The sequence below is a fragment of the Streptomyces sp. V3I8 genome (genome assembly GCF_030817535.1).
Taxonomy (GTDB): Bacteria; Actinomycetota; Actinomycetes; order Streptomycetales; family Streptomycetaceae; genus Streptomyces.
The window spans coordinates 5,388,901-5,405,911 of sequence record NZ_JAUSZL010000002.1 but is presented as its reverse complement, the minus strand read 5'-3'; the positions used below and the strand labels follow the sequence as shown (position 1 = coordinate 5,405,911).

Below are 17,011 nucleotides of genomic sequence, written 5' to 3'. Positions count from 1 at the left end.
AGGGGGTGCGTCGTCTTTGCCTGTCCCGGTACGGCGCGTCTCGTCGGGTTGTTCCCCACGGTAGCAAAGAGTGGCTGCCGCGGCCCGTACGCAGCGGAAAGGGGCCGGTGACCACGGTCACCGGCCCCTCCGCCCCAACGCGTTCCAGGCTTCCAGGCTTCCAGGCTTCCAGAAGTACTAGAGGTACAGCCCGGTGGAGTCCTCGGACCCCTCGAACCGGTCCGCGGCGACGGCGTGCAGGTCCCGCTCGCGCATCAGCACGTACGCGGTGCCGCGCACCTCCACCTCGGCACGGTCCTCCGGGTCGTACAGCACCCGGTCGCCCGGCTCCACCGTCCGCACGTTCTGCCCCACCGCGACCACGTCGGCCCACGCGAGCCGCCGGCCCACCGCCGCGGTCGCGGGGATCAGGATGCCGCCACCGGACCGGCGTTCACCCTCAGCGGCGTCCTGCCGCACGAGCACACGGTCGTGCAGCATCCGGATGGGCAGCTTGTCGTCGTGGCTGCTGTGCTCATTACTCTTGGCGCTCACGGTCCGAACCTACCTGTCTCCGGGCCACTCGTACGCAGGTGGAGTACGGGTGGGACACGGATGGGACATGGGCTCAGCGCCTGCGGCGCCTGGTGCCGAGGGTGAGCAGTCCGACGACGCCGACCAGCACGAGGGCCACGGGCACGATGCGGTCCAGCCGCGGCTCCCCGTCCTCCGTGACGAACTGGGCCTTCACATCGTCGACGACGCGGTTGACGCCGACGTAGGCACGTCCGAGGGTGTGGTCGACGCTGGACGCCACCTTGGCCTTGGCATCCCCGACGATGGTCTTCGGGTGCACCCGCACACCGATTTCGTCGAGCGTCTCGGCGAGGGTTTCGCGACGGCGTTTGATGTCCGCCTCGATCTGCGCCGGAGTCCTGGTGTCCGGCGTGCTCGACGTGTCAGACACGCGCTGCCTCCGTGATCGTGGTCGTTGCTTTCCTTGGCCTGTTCCTGTCGGCCTTGTCTCTGGTCGACAGTCTGTCAGCTTCACCCGCCGGTCACCGCTCGGCACCCCCATTACGCTCGGTTCCGTATCCACCACCTCGCAAGGAGACCGAACCGAGATGAGCGAGCGACTCCAGCCCGGCGACACCGCCCCCGCCTTCACCCTGCCCGACGCCGACGGCAACGAGGTGTCCCTTGCCGACCACAAGGGCCGCAAGGTCATCGTCTACTTCTACCCCGCCGCCCTCACTCCAGGCTGCACCAAGCAGGCCTGCGACTTCACCGACAACCTGGACCTGCTCACGGGCGCCGGCTACGACGTCATCGGAGTCTCCCCCGACGAGCCGGCGAAACTCGCCAAGTTCCGGGACAAGGAGAACCTGAAGGTCACGCTGGTCGGCGACCCCGACAAGAAGGTCCTGGACGCGTACGGCGCCTTCGGCGAGAAGAAGAACTACGGCAAGACGTACATGGGCGTGATCCGCTCCACCATCGTGGTGGACGAGGAGGGCAAGGTCGAACGGGCCCTGTACAACGTCCGCGCGACGGGCCACGTAGCGAAGATCATCAAGGACCTGGAGATCTAGGCCCGAAGAGGAGCCACCAGCCCCGGGCCCACGCTCCCCGAACGACCGAACGGCCCGCACCGGATCAATCCGGTGCGGGCCGTTCCACATTCCGGACGTGACTGTCCGATAACCGGCTCGTTAGCCCGTACGAGACCGCGAACACGCGGCCGGAACGGAGGGGGAACGATGCCGGTTAGCTCGTACACGAGGGAGCGTCTGGAAGAGGCAGCCGGTTCGTCACGAACGCTGTCGGAGGCGCTGGGGAAGTTGGGGGTGGATCCGAGGAGCCCGACGCGGCGGTATGTGCGCGAGCGGATGAAGAGGCTCGGGGTGGACACCGCACACTTCGAACGCGAAGGGACCCGGTGGACCAGAGAGATTCTTGAGGCCGCGGTCTCCGCCTCGACGAATATGTGCGAAGTACTGCGCCGTCTCGGGCTCGAGGTCGTCGGCGGCCATCACACCCACATCACCCGCAGGGTCAGAGCCCTGGACATCGACACGTCGCACTTCGTCCTGGAAGCCCATCGGAGCGGACGCAAACGCAGACCTGAGGAACTGCTCGTCGAGCAGGGCCCGACGCATCCTCGTCGCGAGCAAAGTGCTCGACTGAAGCGAGCGATGACGGACCATGGCGTCGCCGCCCGCTGCGCCATGTGCGGTATCGAGGCAGTCTGGCTCGGCGAACCACTGCCTCTCGAAGTCGACCACATCGACGGCAACTGGCGTGACAACCGGATCGAGAACCTGCGTCTGCTGTGTCCCAACTGCCATTCCACTACAGACACTTACCGTGGACGGGCAAAGGGACGCCACCGGAGTTCCGCCTCATGAGCGGCGGCAACCGATACACCCGCGAGCAGCTGGCTCGGGCCGCCGAACAGTGTTCGAGCATCGACGAAGTGATCGCCTTCTTCGGCACCCAGCCCTATGTGAACCTTCGGCGCCACCTGTACAAGCGCTTCGAGCACTTCGAAATCGACATTGCTCACTTCTCCTGCAAGGACCGACGCAGGCACAAGGCCCTGCCGAGCGAAGAGGAGTTACGACGTGCCGTTGCCGAGTCGACTTCCGTAGCCGGCACCCTCCGACTGCTGCGACGCCCGGACAGCACACGCCTGCGCGCGCTGTTCCCTGAGCTGACCGCGAGGTACGGGATCGACACATCACACTTCCTCGGCCAGGGTCATCTGCGCGGAAAGCCTGGACCGACACCTCTGAAACGACCGGAAGACCTGCTGGTCAAGCGCAGCGGTGAACGGCGGGCCAGGACCGGTCAGCTGCGGCGAGCGCTCAGGGAGATCGGTGTACCCGAGCGATGCGCCCGATGCGGCGCCCCACCCGAGTGGCTCGACAGGCCGATGACACTCGAGGTCGATCACATCAGCGGGGACTGGAGCGACGACCGGCCCGAGAACCTGCGGCTGCTGTGCCCCAACTGCCATGCGATCACCAGCACCTGGTGCCGAGGAGGCTCGAGGCGTTCCGCGTAGCAAGCTCGACCACCAGCGGTCCCTGGCTGCCAGTAAAGTAGGCACCGCTGCGGGCCCGTATCCCAGCAGGCAAGAGGATGCCGGTTTAGATCCGGTATGTCGTGGGTTCGAGTCCCACCGGGCCCACCGACCTGAAGGCCCAGCCCGCATCGCACGAGCTGGGCCTTCGTCGCACCGAACCCCTCCGCTCGACACCTCGGCAGGCGCAACGGCGAACCGTCACTCGGCCGGCAGCGCGAACCACCTCAGCAGGACCGGCTTCGCGTCCGGCGGGGCGTCCTCCGGGCCGCGGGCGAAGCGTGCCAGGAGGTCCAGGTACGCGTCGTGGAAGGCGGTCACCTCGTCCTTGGTGAGGTGACTGAGGCTGCGGGAACCGCGCATCCAACCCTCCGACTCACCCTGCTCCCGCGTGAACCGCCTGGCCAACTCGATGTCCTCGTCGAGCCGCATCCGGTCCAGGGCGCCCGCGACCGCCCGCTCCCCCTCCGTCATCCCGTCCTGCGCCGGCCTGCGTACGTCGAGTCCGCGCACCGCCCGCCACCAGCGCTCGCGGCCGTTGGGCCGTTCCGGTACGTCCTCGATGAAGCCCCCGCGCTCCAGGCGGCGCAGGTGGTAGCTGAGGGTGCCGGTGTTCTCCCCGAGCGCGGCGGCCAGGGTCGTGGAGGTCGCCGGGCCGGAGACGGCGAGGCGACGGAGGATCTTCAGCCGCAGCGGGTGCGCGAGGGCCTTGAGGGCCGCCGGGTCACTGACCGTGCGCCGCTCGCCGTTCGGATCGGGCTCCGCTTCCGACTCGGTCTCCGACTCGGCCCCTGGCCCGACCTCGGCCCCTGACTCGGCCTCGGCCCCTGACTCGGCCTCGGCCTCTGACTCGGCTGCATCACTCATACGGAGAGCCTACCGGCACGCACAGCTGAAGCTCTGCAGATTTTTCTCTGCAGATCTTCCATTGCAGATAAATGTCTGCGATCGTTGAGGCAGGCGGGATCCTCCCGTTCAAGCTGTCGTCAGTCACCAGGAGGCCTCCATGTTCCGAGCCGGCCGTCCCGCTCGACGTCTCGCCATGGCGCTGTCCGCCATGGCTCTCACCGCAGGCATGGGCACGGCGGCAGCCGGCTCGGCGCATGCCGGAGTCGGCGTCGGCGTCGGAGTCAAAGCGCAGAACCGCGGTTTCCAGGACTGTCCCGCCCTCTCCGAGCTGCCCGAGGGCGCCGATCCGGCGAACTGGCGGTGCGAGGCCATGACCGCCGTCGGGCATCTCACCCTCGGCCGGGCCGAAGTGCCGATCGACGAGCCCTTGACGATCACCTTCGCGGAGGGCACGGACGACGGTGAGTACCGTCAGGTGTTCGGCGCGATGACCGCCACCCCGCTGCCGGTTCGGGGGACCCGGCTGTCGATCACGCCCCGGTACGGCGGGTACTCCGACTTCCGGTCCGACGACGAGCGGCGGGGCGAGCTGGATCTCACGTTCGGGATAAGCGGGCCCGGGTTGCCGGCCGGTTGCTCCCTGGGCAGCGCGGCGGACCCGGCCCATCTGGTGCTGCTGGAGACGGCTCCGCCGGTGGTGGTCACGCCGGATCCGCTCGTCGTCACCTTCGGGGTCGAGGACAACCGCTTTACGGCGCCGCGGACCTCGGGCTGCGGCCTGCTGGGACCCGTGCTCGACAGGGCACTGCGGCTGCCGTCACCGGCGGGCGCGAACGGCATAGCCCTGAACGCCCGGGTGACGATGCGCCCGTACGGGGAGGTGGAGTAACCCTCGGACTCCCCGGGCTCCCCCATCTTCCTGTCCCTCCTGGTCCTCCTGGTCCTCCTGGTCCTCCTGGTCCTCCGAGTGGGGGGACTCAGCCCAGCAACTCCCTGACCACCGGCACCAGTTCCCGGAACGCCTTGCCCCGGTGACTGATCGCGTTCTTCTCGTCGGGGGTCAGTTCGGCGCAGGTGCGGGTGTCGCCGTCGGGCTGGAGGATCGGGTCGTAGCCGAAGCCGTGGGAGCCGGCGGGCTCGTGGCGCAGGGTGCCTCGCAGACGGCCCTCCACCACGCGCTCGGTGCCGTCGGGCAGGGCGAGGGCGGCGGCGCAGGCGAAGTGGGCGGCCCGGTGCCCGTCCGCGATGTCGCCGAGCTGGGCGAGGAGGAGTGCGAGGTTGGCGCGGTCGTCGCCGTGGGTGCCGGACCAGCGGGCGGAGAAGATGCCGGGGGCGCCGCCGAGTACGTCGACGCACAGGCCGGAGTCGTCGGCGACGGCCGGGAGACCCGTGGCCTGGGCGAGGGCGTGTGCCTTGAGCAGGGCGTTCTCGGCGAAGGTGACGCCGGTTTCCTTGACGTCGGGGATCTGCGGATAGGCGTCCGCGCCGACGAGGTCGTGCTGCAGACCTGCGTCGGCGAGGATCGCCCTCAGCTCGGTGATCTTTCCGGGGTTGCGCGTGGCGAGGATCAGGCGGCTCATGGTGCTCACCCTAGCCAGGCGGGCGGTGCCGCGGCCGTCAGGGCGTGCAGACCTTGGTGAGCTCGCCGGCCGCGTCGGTCACGGGGCTGATGTCGGGCGTCGCGTCGCCGTCGTCGACGGAGTCGCGGACGTTGGTGACCGCCGTCTGGAGGTCGTCCACGGCCTTGTCGATGTCAGCGTTGTCGGTCCTGTCGCCGATGCTGTCGAGGTTCGTGTCGATCGAGTCGAGTGCCTCGTCCGTCTTGGTCGGATCGTCCCCGGCGTTCTCGACGGCCTGCTGGAGGTCGGTGACACTGTCGGCGATCGTGTCGGCGGTCTGGACGCAGTCCAGGGCCTTGTCGACGGCGTCGCAGCCGGTGGTCAGTCCGGCGGTCAGCGCGACGGCTGCCACGGCCGTGGCGACGGCGGTGAGACGGCGGGGTCGGCGGCGGCTCGCGGCCATGGAACGGTCCTCCCGTTGGTCAGGCCCCGGGGGCCCGTTTCGTAGGCCACAGGGCCCCGTTGGCAAAGGCCGGGCGGCGACCGGTGTGCCGTGCGCCCGCACCTGTAAGGACGCGACGGCCGGTGCCGTGGTTGCCCGCGACATCCGGCCGCCTTGGTGCGTCTTTTACCTTTCGAGGACCGTGTCGAGTGCCGCGCGCTGGGCGGCGGCGAGTTCGGTGCAGCCGAGGACGGCGAGGTCGAGGAGGGAGTTGAGCTCGTCGCGGTCGAACGGCTCGGCCTCGGCGGTGCCCTGGACCTCGACGAAGCGGCCGTCGCCGGTGCAGACGACGTTCATGTCGGTGTCGGCGCGGACGTCCTCCTCGTAGCAGAGGTCGAGGAGGGGGATGCCGTCGACGATGCCGACGGAGACGGCGCCGACGGTTCCGGTGAGGGGCTGCCGGTTGGCCCTGATGAGCTTCCTGCCCTGGGCCCAGGAGACGGCGTCGGCGAGGGCGACGTACGCGCCGGTGATGGCGGCGGTGCGGGTGCCTCCGTCGGCCTGGAGGACGTCGCAGTCCAGGACGACGGTGTTCTCGCCGAGCGCCTTGTAGTCGATGACCGCGCGCAGGGAGCGGCCGATGAGCCGGCTGATCTCGTGGGTGCGGCCGCCGATCTTGCCGCGGACGGACTCGCGGTCGCCGCGGGTGTGGGTGGCGCGGGGGAGCATGGAGTATTCGGCGGTCACCCAGCCCTCGCCGCTGCCTTTGCGCCAGCGCGGGACGCCTTCGGTGACGGAGGCGGTGCAGAAGACCTTCGTGTCACCGAAGGAGACGAGGACGGAGCCCTCGGCGTGCTTGCTCCAGCCGCGTTCGATGGTGACCGGGCGGAGCTGTTCGGGCGTGCGGCCGTCGATGCGAGACATGGCGACGAGCCTAGTCGTTCACGGCCGAGGGGCCGCCCCGGTCGACGGAAGCGGCCCCTGGGGGGTGAGGCTGCGGGACTTACATCATGTCTTCGATGTCCGCGGCGATCGGGTCCGCGTCGGTGCCGATGACGACCTGGATCGCCGTGCCCATCTTCACGACGCCGTGGGCGCCCGCGGCCTTCAGGGCGGCCTCGTCGACCTTGCTCGGGTCGAGGACCTCGGTGCGCAGCCGGGTGATGCAGCCCTCGACCTCTTCGATGTTCTCGATGCCGCCGAGCCCGGCGACGATCTTCTCAGCCTTGGTGGCCATGTCCTACTCCCTGATCCGAACCGCTTTGTCGCAGCGCTTTGTCGCAGTAACCCACAGTTGGCCCATCTTCGCGAGCGGTTGCGTCGCCTCTGCCGAAGGATGGCGGTCACGACAGCGTGATCCGTTCGCGAACCGTTCGCCGACTGGTCTACACCAGTTTTCAACGGCCGCCAAACCCGCCCGGTTCCCGGGGCGCGGAGGGCGCCGGAGGGACGCAGGAGGACAGCCCATGAGTGCCGACGGTACGGCCGCGCCCGTGCGGTCCCGCTGGAGCGATCTGTTCCAGGGTCTGCAGAAGATGGGTCGCAGCCTGCAACTGCCCATCGCCGTGCTGCCGGCGGCGGGCATCCTCAACCGCCTGGGGCAGCCGGACGTGTTCGGGGCGGACGGCCTCGGCTGGACGAACGTCTCGAAGGTGATGGCGGGTGCGGGCAGTGCGCTGCTCGACGGTTCGCTCGGTCTGCCGCTGCTGTTCTGCATCGGTGTGGCCATCGGGATGGCGAAGAAGTCGGACGGTTCGACGGCGCTGGCCGCGGTGGCGGGTTTCCTCGTCTACTACAACGTGCTGCGGCAGTTTCCGGAGGACTGCGCGGGCGGGGCGAAGGCGGTGGCGACGGGCTGCCAGGCGCAGGACGGCACGGTGGCGGCCTTCACGTATCAGAACCCGGGTGTCTTCGGCGGCATCGTCATCGGTCTGCTGGCGGCCTACTTCTGGCAGCGGTACCACCGCACGAGGCTCGTCGACTGGCTGGGCTTCTTCAACGGCCGCCGGCTGGTGCCGATCGTCATGGCGTTCGTGGCGATCGCGTTCGCGGCGCTCTGCCTGTGGGTGTGGCCGCCGATCGGCCGGGGCCTGGAGGACTTCAGCGACTGGCTGGTGAGTCTGGGCGCGTGGGGTGCCGGGGTCTTCGGCGTCGCCAACCGCGCGCTGCTGGTGATCGGGCTGCACCAGTTCCTGAACGTGCCCATCTGGTTCCAGTTCGGCAGTTTCACCAAGCCGGACGGGTCGGTCGTGCACGGCGACATCAACATGTTCCTGGCGGGTGATCCGGACGCGGGCCAGTTCACGTCCGGGTTCTTCCCCATCATGATGTTCGCGCTGCCGGCCGCGTGCCTGGCGATGACGCACTGCGCGAAGCCGCACCGCCGCAAGGAGATCGGGGGCCTGATGCTGTCGATCGCGCTGACGTCGTTCGTCACGGGCATCACGGAACCGATCGAGTACTCGTTCGTGTTCATCGCGCCGGTGCTGTACGCGGTGCACGCGCTCCTGACCGGTGTCTCGATGGCGGTGACATGGGGTCTGGGGGTGCACGACGGCTTCAGCTTCTCGGCCGGCCTGATCGACTACGTCATCAACTGGAACCTCGCCACGAGACCCTGGGCGATCATCCCGATCGGCCTGTGTTTCGCGGTCGTCTACTACGTGGTGTTCCGCTTCGCGATCACGAAGTTCGACCTGCGGACCCCGGGCCGCGAGCCGGAGGACGAGGTCGAGGACGTCACCAAGGCCTAGCCGGGCGGGGCGGGGCGGGACGGGCCCCTCGCCATGCCTTTTGCGTGCATGTGCCCCGTTGGGCGGCGACTTCCCCGCCCTATGGTCGAGGCCACAAAATTCGCGGGTTCCTTATCTCACCTTCACCGTGCTACAACAGGTCTACACCACTCAGTGGTGTAGACCACGTGGTCGATGACCGCGTTCCCCCGAAGACGCCGCCTCTCCTTCCTGCCTGCCCTCAGGCGGCGCCTCGCCCGCCCCCGGCCGCCTCCGGCCGGGGGGACACCCAGGAGGAAGTTGTGTCCACGGCCAGCGCCGCCCCCGAGGCTGCGAAGAAGAAGGGCTCCGGCGCGATGGCTGTCTTGCAGCGCATCGGCCGCAGCCTCATGCTCCCCGTCGCCGTCCTGCCCGCGGCAGCGCTCCTGGTGCGTCTCGGCAACACCGACATGCTCGGTCGCGAGTCGTTCCCGGCGTTCATAACGAAGATCGCCGGCTTCATGGCGGCGGGCGGCAACGCGATCCTCGACAACATGGCGCTGCTGTTCGCGGTGGGCATCGCCATCGGCTTCGCGAAGAAGTCGGACGGCTCCACGGCCCTCGCGGCGGTCACGGGCTACCTGGTCTTCAAGAACGTGCTGGCCACGTTCACCGACAAGAACCTGCCGCAGGTCGCGAAGGCCGTCGACGGCAAGGTCGTCATGGTCGACGCGCCGGTGGACGCCAAGGTCCTCGGCGGTGTGGTCATGGGCATCGTGGTGGCCCTGCTCTACCAGCGCTTCCACCGCACCAAGCTGCCCGACTGGGCGGGCTTCTTCAGCGGCCGCCGCCTGGTCCCGATCCTGTCCGCCTTCGCGGGTCTGCTGCTCGGCATCGTCTTCGGCTACATCTGGCCGGTCCTCGGCACGGGTCTGCACAACTTCGGTGAGTGGCTGGTCGGTTCGGGTGCCGTCGGCGCCGGCATCTTCGGTGTCGCCAACCGCGCGCTGATCCCGATCGGCATGCACCACCTGCTGAACTCGTTCCCGTGGTTCCAGGCCGGTGAGTACGAGGGCAAGAGCGGCGACATCTCGCGCTTCCTGGCCGGCGACCCGACCGCCGGGCAGTTCATGACCGGCTTCTTCCCGATCATGATGTTCGCGCTGCCCGCGGCCTGCCTCGCGATCGTCCACTGCGCCCGCCCGGAGCGTCGCAAGGTCGTCGGCGGCATGATGTTCTCCCTGGCGCTGACCTCGTTCGTCACGGGCGTGACCGAGCCCATCGAGTTCACCTTCATGTTCATCGCGCCGGTCCTGTACGGGATCCACGCGGTCCTCACCGGTGTCTCCATGGCGCTGACCTGGGCGCTCGGCATGAAGGACGGTTTCGGCTTCTCGGCCGGCGCGGTCGACTTCGGCCTCAACCTGGGCATCGCGACCAACCCGTGGGGCCTGGTCCTGGTGGGTCTGTGTTTCGCGGTCGTCTACTACGTGGTCTTCCGCTTCGCGATCGTCAAGTTCAACCTGCCGACCCCGGGCCGCGAGTCGGACGAGGAACTCGCCGAGCTGCAGAAGGCCGAGGCCAAGTAGCCCCGGCCCCGCTCCCCGTTCGTCCGGAATTCCCCGGACCGCCTGCCCGGCGGCCGGGGAATTCCGCGTTCCCGGGACGAAGTCGCCTGCCCTGCCCGCGCGCTCAGATCTCGTACGTCGCTCGCGGCGCGGCCAGTTCCACCGGGCCGCCGAACACCTCGCGGGCGTCCACCAGGTTGGCCTGCGGGTCGGTCCACGGCGGGATGTGGGTGAGGACCAGGCGGCGGGCACCGGCGCGGGCCGCGGTCTGGCCCGCCTCGCGGCCGTTGAGGTGGAGGTCCGGGATGCTCTCCTTGCCGTGCGTGAACGCGGCCTCGCAGAGGAACAGGTCGGTGTCGCGGGCGAGTTCGTCGAGCGTGTCGCACACACCCGTGTCCCCGGAGTACGTCAGCGACCGTCCGCCGTGCTCCACGCGGATGCCGTACGCCTCCACGGGATGGCTGACCTTCTCCGTGTGCACCGAGAAGGGGCCGATCTCGAACGAGGCCGGCTTGACCGTGTGGAAGTCGAAGACCTCGCTCATCGAGGAGGCGGAGGGGGTGTCCGCGTACGCGGTGGTCAGTCGCTGCTCCGTGCCCTCGGGTCCGTAGACGGGGATCGGATCGCAGCGACCGCCGTCATGGCGGTAGTAGCGCGCGACGAAGTACGCGCACATGTCGATGCAGTGGTCGGCGTGCAGATGGCTGAGGAAGATCGCATCCAGGTCGTAGAGACCGCAGTGGCGCTGCAGCTCGCCCAGGGCACCGTTGCCCATGTCGAGAAGCAGCCGGAAGCCGTCGGCCTCGACGAGGTAGCTCGAGCAGGCCGATTCCGCGGACGGGAACGACCCCGAGCAGCCGACGACGGTGAGCTTCATAGAGCAGAAACCTCCGCTGGCGGGAAGTGAGACGGGGGTCGTGACGGGGGTCGTACGGTCCGTCGAGCGTAAAGCGCGAAAGGGCGGGTCGCTCCTCCGTCGAGGGCTGTTGTGGGGGAACTCACCTGCGGTGTCACCGGTTCGGGGGCCTGCGGGGGCCGTGTCGGGAGCGGGCGGGCGCGGACAGGCGGGGCGGACAGGCGTGGGCGGGCAGGCGTGGGCGGGGACGCGCCGGGTACCGTCGTACGCATGAACATGTCGTGGTGGCTCGCGCTCACCGCCGTGGTGCTGCTCGCGGGCGTCGCGACGTTCGTGGACGGGTGGGGGCGCGGGCGCAAGCCCTCCACCCGGCGGCCGCCCGGCCGTTCCGACGCCGTCCGCCGGTCGCCCCGGCCCCGGCCGGCCGAGATCTGGTGGGCGAACGTGCCGTTCGAGGACGGGCCGGGGGCGAAGGACCGGCCCTGCCTGGTCCTGTCCGTACAGGGCCGGAAGGCTGTCGTCGCGAAGATCACGACGAAGAACCACGACGAGCGGGACGGGGTCATCGCGCTGCCCGCGGGGTCGGTGGGGGACGCCCGGGGACGGGCGAGTTTCCTCGAGACGGACGAGTTGCGGGGGGTGCGGGTACGGGAGTTCCGGCGACGGGTCGGAGAGGTGGACTCCCGGGTCTGGGCGCAGGTGCGGCACCTCGCGGGATGACGGCGACCGCCGTCACTTCCTCAGGGGCTCCGCCCCCGGTCCTCCGGTCCTCAGACGCCGGACGGGCTGAAAGATGTCGCGGCCGGGCCGCGACATCTTCAGCCCGTCCGGCGTCTGAGGACGAGCGCACAGCGCGACAGCGGGTCCGGGGGCGCAGCCTCCGGGGAAACCCCGGGCCGGGCCAAGGGCTACGCCCAGAGCTGGCCCTGCAGCGTGGCGATCGCTTCCTCCGTCGTCGCCGCCGTGTAGACCCCCGTCGACAGATACTTCCACCCGCCGTCGGCGACGACGAAGACGACGTCGGCGGACTCACCCGCGGCCACCGCCTTGCGGCCGACCCCGATCGCCGCGTGCAGCGCGGCCCCCGTGGAGACCCCGGCGAAGATCCCCTCCTGCTGGAGCAGCTCCCGCGTACGCGTCACGGCGTCGGCCGACCCGACCGAGAAGCGGGTGGTCAGCACGGACGCGTCGTAGAGCTCCGGGACGAAGCCCTCGTCCAGGTTGCGCAGGCCGTACACGAGGTCGTCGTAGCGCGGCTCGGCCGCGACGATCTTCACGTCCGGCTTGTGCTCGCGCAGGAACCGGCCCACGCCCATCAGCGTCCCCGTGGTGCCGAGCCCGGCGACGAAGTGGGTGACCGAGGGCAGGTCGGCCAGGATCTCCGGGCCGGTCGTCGCGTAGTGCGCGCCCGCGTTGTCGGGGTTGCCGTACTGGTAGAGCATCACCCAGTCGGGGTGCTCGGCGGAGAGCTCCTTCGCCACGCGCACCGCCGTGTTGGAACCGCCCGCCGCCGGGGAGGGGATGATCTCGGCGCCCCACATGCCGAGCAGATCCCGCCGCTCCTGCGAGGTGTTCTCGGGCATGACGCACACCATGCGGTAGCCCTTGAGCTTCGCGGCCATGGCGAGCGAGATGCCGGTGTTGCCGGACGTCGGCTCCAGGATCGTGCAGCCGGGGGTGAGGCGGCCGTCCTTCTCGGCCTGTTCGATCATGTGGAGCGCGGGGCGGTCCTTGACCGAGCCGGTCGGGTTGCGGTCCTCGAGCTTCGCCCAGATGCGGACGTCGGCGGACGGCGAGAGCCGCGGCAGGCGCACCAGGGGGGTGTTGCCCACCGCGGCCAGCGGGGAGTCGTAGCGCATCAGCGATCAGAGCCCGGCAGCCCGGTCAGACCATGCCGCCGGCGACGGCCGGCAGGATGGTGACGCTGTCGCCGTCGGTGAGCTTGGTGTTGATGCCCTCGAGGAAGCGGACGTCCTCGTCGTTCAGGTACACGTTCACGAAGCGGCGCAGCTCACCGCCGTCCACGATGCGGGCCTGGATGCCCGTGTGGCGGCTCTCGAGGTCGTCGAGGAGCTCGGCGAGGGTCTCCCCGCCGCCCTCGACCGCCTTCTGGCCGTCGGTGTAGGTGCGGAGGATGGTGGGGATGCGGACCTCGATGGCCATGGTTGCGGGCTCCTGTCGGAAGTCTGAAGGCGGAGGGCGAAGGGCGGAAGTCGGAGGGGAGTCAGGTCTGGGCGCCCGTGGCGGTGCGGGAAGAGCACCGGGGAGGGCAGGGGCAGGCCGGTCGCGGCCCCGCGGAGCCGTGGCCCACGGCCGTGCGGCGGCAGGGGTCAGCGCGTACAGATGGCGCTCTGCAGCCTGCACAGGTCGACGTGCAGCCGCGCCACGAGCAGCATGCCCGGCGTCTTGTCGCTCACGTCGTGGGAAACCATGGGCTCATCGTATCGATTCCCCGTCCGGGTCCCGGAATGTGATCTCGGATGGTGGATGAATTCTGCCCGAAGTGTGGGATACCCGGGAGATCCGCCGGGTTCAGTACGCCTCCACCACCGTGACCTCCTCCTCCGTGACCTCGCCGTCGACGATGCGGAACGAGCGGAACTGGAAGTCGCCGAGCCCGTCGGTGTCCGCGGTGGAGACGAGAACGTAGTGGGCGTCCGGCTCGCTCGCGAGGGAGATGTCCGTGCGGGAGGGGCGGGCCTCGGTCGACGTGTGGGAGTGGTAGACGACCACCGGTTCCTCGTCACGGTCGTCCATCTCGCGGTACAGCTTGAGCAGGTCCCCCGAGTCGAACTCGTAGAACGTGGGCGACATGGCCGCGTTCAGCATGGGGATGAAGCGCTCGGGGCGGCCGGTGCCCGCCGGGCCCGCGATCACGCCGCACGCCTCGTCGGGGTGGTCCCGGCGCGCGTGCGCGACGATCTGGTCGACGAGGGCCTGGGTGATGGTCAGCATGGGGCTCAGGATAAGCAGACGGCAGCCCCGTACCGGAGGGTGGTACGGGGCTGTCCACATGCCGGTCGGTGCGGCCGGTCTCCCCGGGCTCCGTCAGCCGGCCTTCTCGAACTCCGGCTCGCGGCGCTCGGTGACCTCCGGGTTGCGCGACTTCAGCACCGCCCAGCCGATGCCCAGCGCCACCGCCCAGCCCGCCATCACGTACAGGCAGACGCGGGAGTCGGCGTCGTAGGCGATGAGGCAGGTGACGAAGAGCAGGAAGACGACGGCGACCCAGCTGAACTTCGAGCCGCCCGGCGCCGGGAAGGGCGAGGCGGGCAGCCGGCCGGCGTCGACGGCGCGGCGGTACCGGATGTGGCTGACGAGGATCATGAGCCAGGTCCAGATGCCGGCCGCGGTGGCCACCGAGACGACGTAACCGAAGGCCTTCTCCGGGACGATGTAGTTCAGGACCACGCCGACGCCCATGAAGAGCACGGAGACGGTGATGCCGAAGGCGGGCGTCCTGGTGGAGGAGAGCCGGTTGAAGACCTTCGGGGCCTCGCCGTTGTCCGCCAGGGTGCGCAGCATGCGGCCGGTGGAGTACATGCCGGAGTTGCAGGAGGAGAGGGCGGCCGTCAGGACGACGAAGTTGACGATGCCCGCGCCGGCCGGGATGCCGATCTTGGCGAAGGCCGCGACGAAGGGGCTGACGCCCGGCGCGAACTCCGTCCACTTCACGACGCAGAGGATGACCGTGAGCGCGCCGACGTAGAAGAGGGCGATGCGCCAGGGCAGGGTGTTGATCGCCTTGGGGAGGGTCTTCTCGGGGTTCTCCGACTCCCCCGCGGTGACGCCGACGAGCTCGACGGCCAGGTAGGCGAACATCACGCCCTGCAGGGTCATCAGGGACGAGCCGACGCCCTTGGGGAAGAAGCCGTCGAAGGCCCAGAGGTTGGACACGGCGGCGGTGTCGCCCGCGGAGCTGAAGCCGAAGGTGAGCACGCCCAGGCCGATCACGATCATGCCGACGAGGGCGGTGACCTTGACCATCGAGAACCAGAACTCGATCTCGCCGAAGAGCTTGACGGAGATCAGGTTCGCCACGAAGAGCAGGACCAGGAAGGCCAGGGCCGTGACCCACTGCGGGATCTGCGGGAACCAGTAGTTGACGTAGATCGCGGCGGCGGTGAGCTCCGCCATGCCGGTGACGACCCACATCAGCCAGTACGTCCAGCCGGTGAAGTAGCCGAAGAACGGGCCGAGGAACTCGCGGGAGTACTCCGCGAAGGAGCCCGAGACCGGGCGGTAGAGCAGCAGCTCGCCGAGGGCCCGCATGATGAAGAAGATGATGACGCCCGCGAGGGCGTACATGAGGATGAGGCTGGGGCCCGCCTTGGCGATGTTCGCCCCGGCGCCCAGGAAGAGGCCGACGCCGATGGCGCCGCCGATCGCGATCATCTGGACCTGACGGCTGCCGAGCCCGCGTTCGTAGCCCTCCGCGGAGGCGTTGCCGTCCGGGGTGCCGCCGTCGGCGGCGCCGTCGCCGCCGCGCTCGTCGTCGTGCTTGCCGACCTGCACCGAGGTCATGTCTCGTGCGCCTTTCTCCATGCCGGCCCGAGCCGTCGTCGGCTTCGGTCCGGTCTCCGAATCCCCCCGGATTGCTGGAGTCGAGCGGGCTCCCCGAGCCCGCTCCTGCCTGGCCGGCGGTCGCCGGCTCGGTGGCGCACCCGGCGGGACGTGGGTGGTGTCCCGTCGGGCGGTCGTGAAGATCTATCACGGCCGCGACGTCGATCGTCCGTGCCGGTTGTAGCGCATGCCACAGGAAGAAGCGGACATAAAACACCCGGGCCCACATTGCAGGCCCGGGTGGTGATGTGATCGTTATCCGGATTTGAGCGTCCGCTGAGCGAACGTCCGGGTCAGTTCATCAACGTTTCGACCAGCGTCTCCTGCAGTCCGCCGAGCCACAGGTAGGCCATCACCATGGGCTTGCGCGGGTCCTCGTCAGGCAGCCGGTAGAGCAGGTCGGTGTCCTCCTCGTCGACGACGTCCAGCCGCGAGCCGATCGCGAGGCGCAGGTCGTTGAGGGAGCCGAGCCACTGCTTCGACTCCTCGGGGGTCAGTTTCAGGACCGCGCCCCCCTTCCCGTCGGCCGCGACGGCGTCCAGGGAGCGGATCACCACGAGGGCGTTCTCCCGCTTGCCGGCCCGCAGGTCGTTCTCGGTGAAGCGGCGGAACTCCGAGGAGTACGCGCGCTGCTGCTCGGCCTGCTCGGGCGAGGTGGCCTCGACGCCGGGGCCGCTGTACGCGTCCGGGAAGAGGCGCTTGAGCACGGGGTCGGCGGGCGGCTCGCTCGGGCCCTCGGCGAACAGCTCGGCGAGCGGGTCGTCGGACACGTCCCCGCCCGGGCCCGGCCCGATCAGCTCCAGGAGCTGGACCGCGAGGGAGCGGATGATGGAGATCTCGACCTCGTCGAGCGCGACGGCCGCGCCGCCGCCGGGGAGCGGTTCGAAGTGTCCTGGCATCAGGTTGCGTCGCTACTTCCAGTACTGCGCGGATGTCGGGAGGGTGCCGGCCGCGCCACGGCCGGCCGTCGGGTCAGTTCCGGTCGTGCTGGAGGGTGGCCCACAGACCGTAGCCGTGCATGGCCTGCACATCGCGCTCCATCTCCTCACGGGTGCCGCTGGAGACCACGGCCCGGCCCTTGTGGTGGACGTCCATCATCAGCTTGGTGGCCTTGTCCTTCGAGTACCCGAAGTACGACTGGAAGACGTAGGCCACGTAGCTCATCAGGTTGACCGGGTCGTTGTGGACGATGGTCACCCAGGGAACGTCGGGCTCGGGTACGGCGAAGACCTCCTCCGCCGACTCGGTCTTCTCGGTCTCTAGGGGTGCGGGAGCCGTCACACGGCCCATGCTGCCACCACAGGCGGGTGCCCGGCCAAACGAGCCCCGCAAAACGCGATCCCCGCACGGTGTTCCATGAGGAGCCCCACAAATCGTCAGAGTGACGAGATAGGGGGTA

22 protein-coding genes, 1 tRNA gene and 1 riboswitch are annotated in these 17,011 nt (G+C 69.4%); of the genes, 8 read left to right on the top strand and 15 right to left on the bottom strand.

Going from position 1 to position 17,011, the window contains the following annotated elements; translation table 11 throughout:
* Positions 1-4 precede the first annotated feature (4 nt).
* Positions 5-70: riboswitch (guanidine-III (ykkC-III) riboswitch) on the bottom strand.
* 107 nt (positions 71-177) lie between these two features.
* Together QFZ75_RS24080 and QFZ75_RS24075 are read right to left on the bottom strand one after the other, a co-directional pair.
* Positions 178-534, bottom strand: a complete 357-nt coding sequence (locus QFZ75_RS24080; RefSeq protein WP_307540033.1) for a co-chaperone GroES — start codon at positions 532-534, stop codon at positions 178-180.
* Between the two features lie 73 nt (positions 535-607).
* The gene (locus QFZ75_RS24075; RefSeq protein WP_307540031.1) at positions 608-946 is read right to left on the bottom strand and encodes a DUF3618 domain-containing protein; all 339 of its coding nucleotides are present in this window, start codon (positions 944-946) and stop codon (positions 608-610) included.
* Positions 947-1,103: 157 nt separating this feature from the next.
* On the opposite strand from QFZ75_RS24075, the gene bcp reads away from it, so the two are divergent.
* The 4 genes from bcp (at position 1,104) to QFZ75_RS24055 (ending at position 3,172) form a co-directional block, all read left to right on the top strand.
* The gene (bcp, locus tag QFZ75_RS24070; RefSeq protein ID WP_267028875.1) at positions 1,104-1,571 is read left to right on the top strand and encodes a thioredoxin-dependent thiol peroxidase; all 468 of its coding nucleotides are present in this window, start codon (positions 1,104-1,106) and stop codon (positions 1,569-1,571) included.
* 168 nt (positions 1,572-1,739) lie between these two features.
* Complete coding sequence (locus QFZ75_RS24065) at positions 1,740-2,387, top strand: HNH endonuclease signature motif containing protein (protein WP_307540027.1); 648 nt, start codon at positions 1,740-1,742, stop codon at positions 2,385-2,387.
* Positions 2,384-3,046: an HNH endonuclease gene (locus tag QFZ75_RS24060; RefSeq protein WP_307540026.1), complete on the top strand. Its 663-nt coding sequence runs from the start codon at positions 2,384-2,386 to the stop codon at positions 3,044-3,046. The genes QFZ75_RS24065 and QFZ75_RS24060 overlap by 4 nt, the downstream gene beginning before the upstream one ends.
* Before the next feature lie 51 nt (positions 3,047-3,097).
* Positions 3,098-3,172: transfer RNA gene (locus QFZ75_RS24055), tRNA-Leu, on the top strand.
* A gap of 93 nt (positions 3,173-3,265) precedes the next feature.
* On the opposite strand, the gene QFZ75_RS24050 is transcribed toward QFZ75_RS24055, so the two are convergent.
* Complete coding sequence (locus tag QFZ75_RS24050) at positions 3,266-3,931, bottom strand: transcriptional regulator (RefSeq protein WP_307540024.1); 666 nt, start codon at positions 3,929-3,931, stop codon at positions 3,266-3,268.
* Positions 3,932-4,070: 139 nt separating this feature from the next.
* On the opposite strand from QFZ75_RS24050, the gene QFZ75_RS24045 reads away from it, so the two are divergent.
* Positions 4,071-4,802 (top strand): hypothetical protein, encoded by a 732-nt coding sequence (locus QFZ75_RS24045; protein WP_307540022.1) that lies wholly within the window; start codon positions 4,071-4,073, stop codon positions 4,800-4,802.
* Between the two features lie 88 nt (positions 4,803-4,890).
* Here QFZ75_RS24045 and rdgB read toward each other — a convergent pair whose 3' ends face one another.
* From rdgB to QFZ75_RS24025, 4 genes are all read right to left on the bottom strand, one after another.
* Complete coding sequence (gene rdgB, locus QFZ75_RS24040; RefSeq protein WP_307540020.1) at positions 4,891-5,493, bottom strand: RdgB/HAM1 family non-canonical purine NTP pyrophosphatase; 603 nt, start codon at positions 5,491-5,493, stop codon at positions 4,891-4,893.
* A 37-nt stretch (positions 5,494-5,530) separates the two neighbouring features.
* A complete protein-coding gene (locus QFZ75_RS24035; RefSeq protein ID WP_307540018.1) occupies positions 5,531-5,935 on the bottom strand; it encodes a hypothetical protein in 405 nt (134 codons plus the stop codon).
* A gap of 165 nt (positions 5,936-6,100) precedes the next feature.
* A complete protein-coding gene (gene rph / locus QFZ75_RS24030; RefSeq protein ID WP_307540016.1) occupies positions 6,101-6,838 on the bottom strand; it encodes a ribonuclease PH in 738 nt (245 codons plus the stop codon).
* Between the two features lie 79 nt (positions 6,839-6,917).
* Complete coding sequence (locus tag QFZ75_RS24025; protein WP_105869475.1) at positions 6,918-7,151, bottom strand: glucose PTS transporter subunit EIIB; 234 nt, start codon at positions 7,149-7,151, stop codon at positions 6,918-6,920.
* Between the two features lie 229 nt (positions 7,152-7,380).
* Between QFZ75_RS24025 and QFZ75_RS24020 the strand changes: the two genes are divergently transcribed.
* A complete protein-coding gene (locus QFZ75_RS24020) occupies positions 7,381-8,667 on the top strand; it encodes a PTS transporter subunit EIIC (RefSeq protein WP_307540014.1) in 1,287 nt (428 codons plus the stop codon).
* A 281-nt stretch (positions 8,668-8,948) separates the two neighbouring features.
* Positions 8,949-10,214, top strand: coding sequence for a PTS transporter subunit EIIC (locus QFZ75_RS24015; protein ID WP_307540013.1), 1,266 nt, complete (start codon positions 8,949-8,951; stop codon positions 10,212-10,214).
* A gap of 103 nt (positions 10,215-10,317) precedes the next feature.
* On the opposite strand, the gene QFZ75_RS24010 is transcribed toward QFZ75_RS24015, so the two are convergent.
* Entirely contained in the window at positions 10,318-11,070 is a 753-nt protein-coding gene (locus QFZ75_RS24010) for an MBL fold metallo-hydrolase (RefSeq protein ID WP_307540011.1), read from the bottom strand.
* Positions 11,071-11,319: 249 nt separating this feature from the next.
* Between QFZ75_RS24010 and QFZ75_RS24005 the strand changes: the two genes are divergently transcribed.
* Positions 11,320-11,769, top strand: a complete 450-nt coding sequence (locus tag QFZ75_RS24005; protein WP_307540009.1) for a type II toxin-antitoxin system PemK/MazF family toxin — start codon at positions 11,320-11,322, stop codon at positions 11,767-11,769.
* A 188-nt stretch (positions 11,770-11,957) separates the two neighbouring features.
* Here the strand turns inward: QFZ75_RS24005 and QFZ75_RS24000 are convergent, their stop codons facing one another.
* From QFZ75_RS24000 to clpS, 7 genes are all read right to left on the bottom strand, one after another.
* Positions 11,958-12,908, bottom strand: a complete 951-nt coding sequence (locus tag QFZ75_RS24000) for a PLP-dependent cysteine synthase family protein (protein ID WP_307540008.1) — start codon at positions 12,906-12,908, stop codon at positions 11,958-11,960.
* Between the two features lie 25 nt (positions 12,909-12,933).
* Positions 12,934-13,212, bottom strand: a complete 279-nt coding sequence (locus QFZ75_RS23995) for a MoaD/ThiS family protein (RefSeq protein WP_307540006.1) — start codon at positions 13,210-13,212, stop codon at positions 12,934-12,936.
* A gap of 167 nt (positions 13,213-13,379) precedes the next feature.
* The gene (locus QFZ75_RS41180; protein WP_313904860.1) at positions 13,380-13,481 is read right to left on the bottom strand and encodes a putative leader peptide; all 102 of its coding nucleotides are present in this window, start codon (positions 13,479-13,481) and stop codon (positions 13,380-13,382) included.
* A 100-nt stretch (positions 13,482-13,581) separates the two neighbouring features.
* Entirely contained in the window at positions 13,582-14,004 is a 423-nt protein-coding gene (locus QFZ75_RS23990) for a M67 family metallopeptidase (RefSeq protein WP_307540004.1), read from the bottom strand.
* Between the two features lie 93 nt (positions 14,005-14,097).
* Positions 14,098-15,573, bottom strand: a complete 1,476-nt coding sequence (locus QFZ75_RS23985) for an amino acid permease (RefSeq protein WP_307540002.1) — start codon at positions 15,571-15,573, stop codon at positions 14,098-14,100.
* A 332-nt stretch (positions 15,574-15,905) separates the two neighbouring features.
* Positions 15,906-16,511: a DUF2017 domain-containing protein gene (locus tag QFZ75_RS23980; protein WP_307540000.1), complete on the bottom strand. Its 606-nt coding sequence runs from the start codon at positions 16,509-16,511 to the stop codon at positions 15,906-15,908.
* A 73-nt stretch (positions 16,512-16,584) separates the two neighbouring features.
* Positions 16,585-16,902 (bottom strand): ATP-dependent Clp protease adapter ClpS, encoded by a 318-nt coding sequence (clpS, locus tag QFZ75_RS23975; protein ID WP_307539998.1) that lies wholly within the window; start codon positions 16,900-16,902, stop codon positions 16,585-16,587.
* Positions 16,903-17,011: the final 109 nt, after the last annotated feature.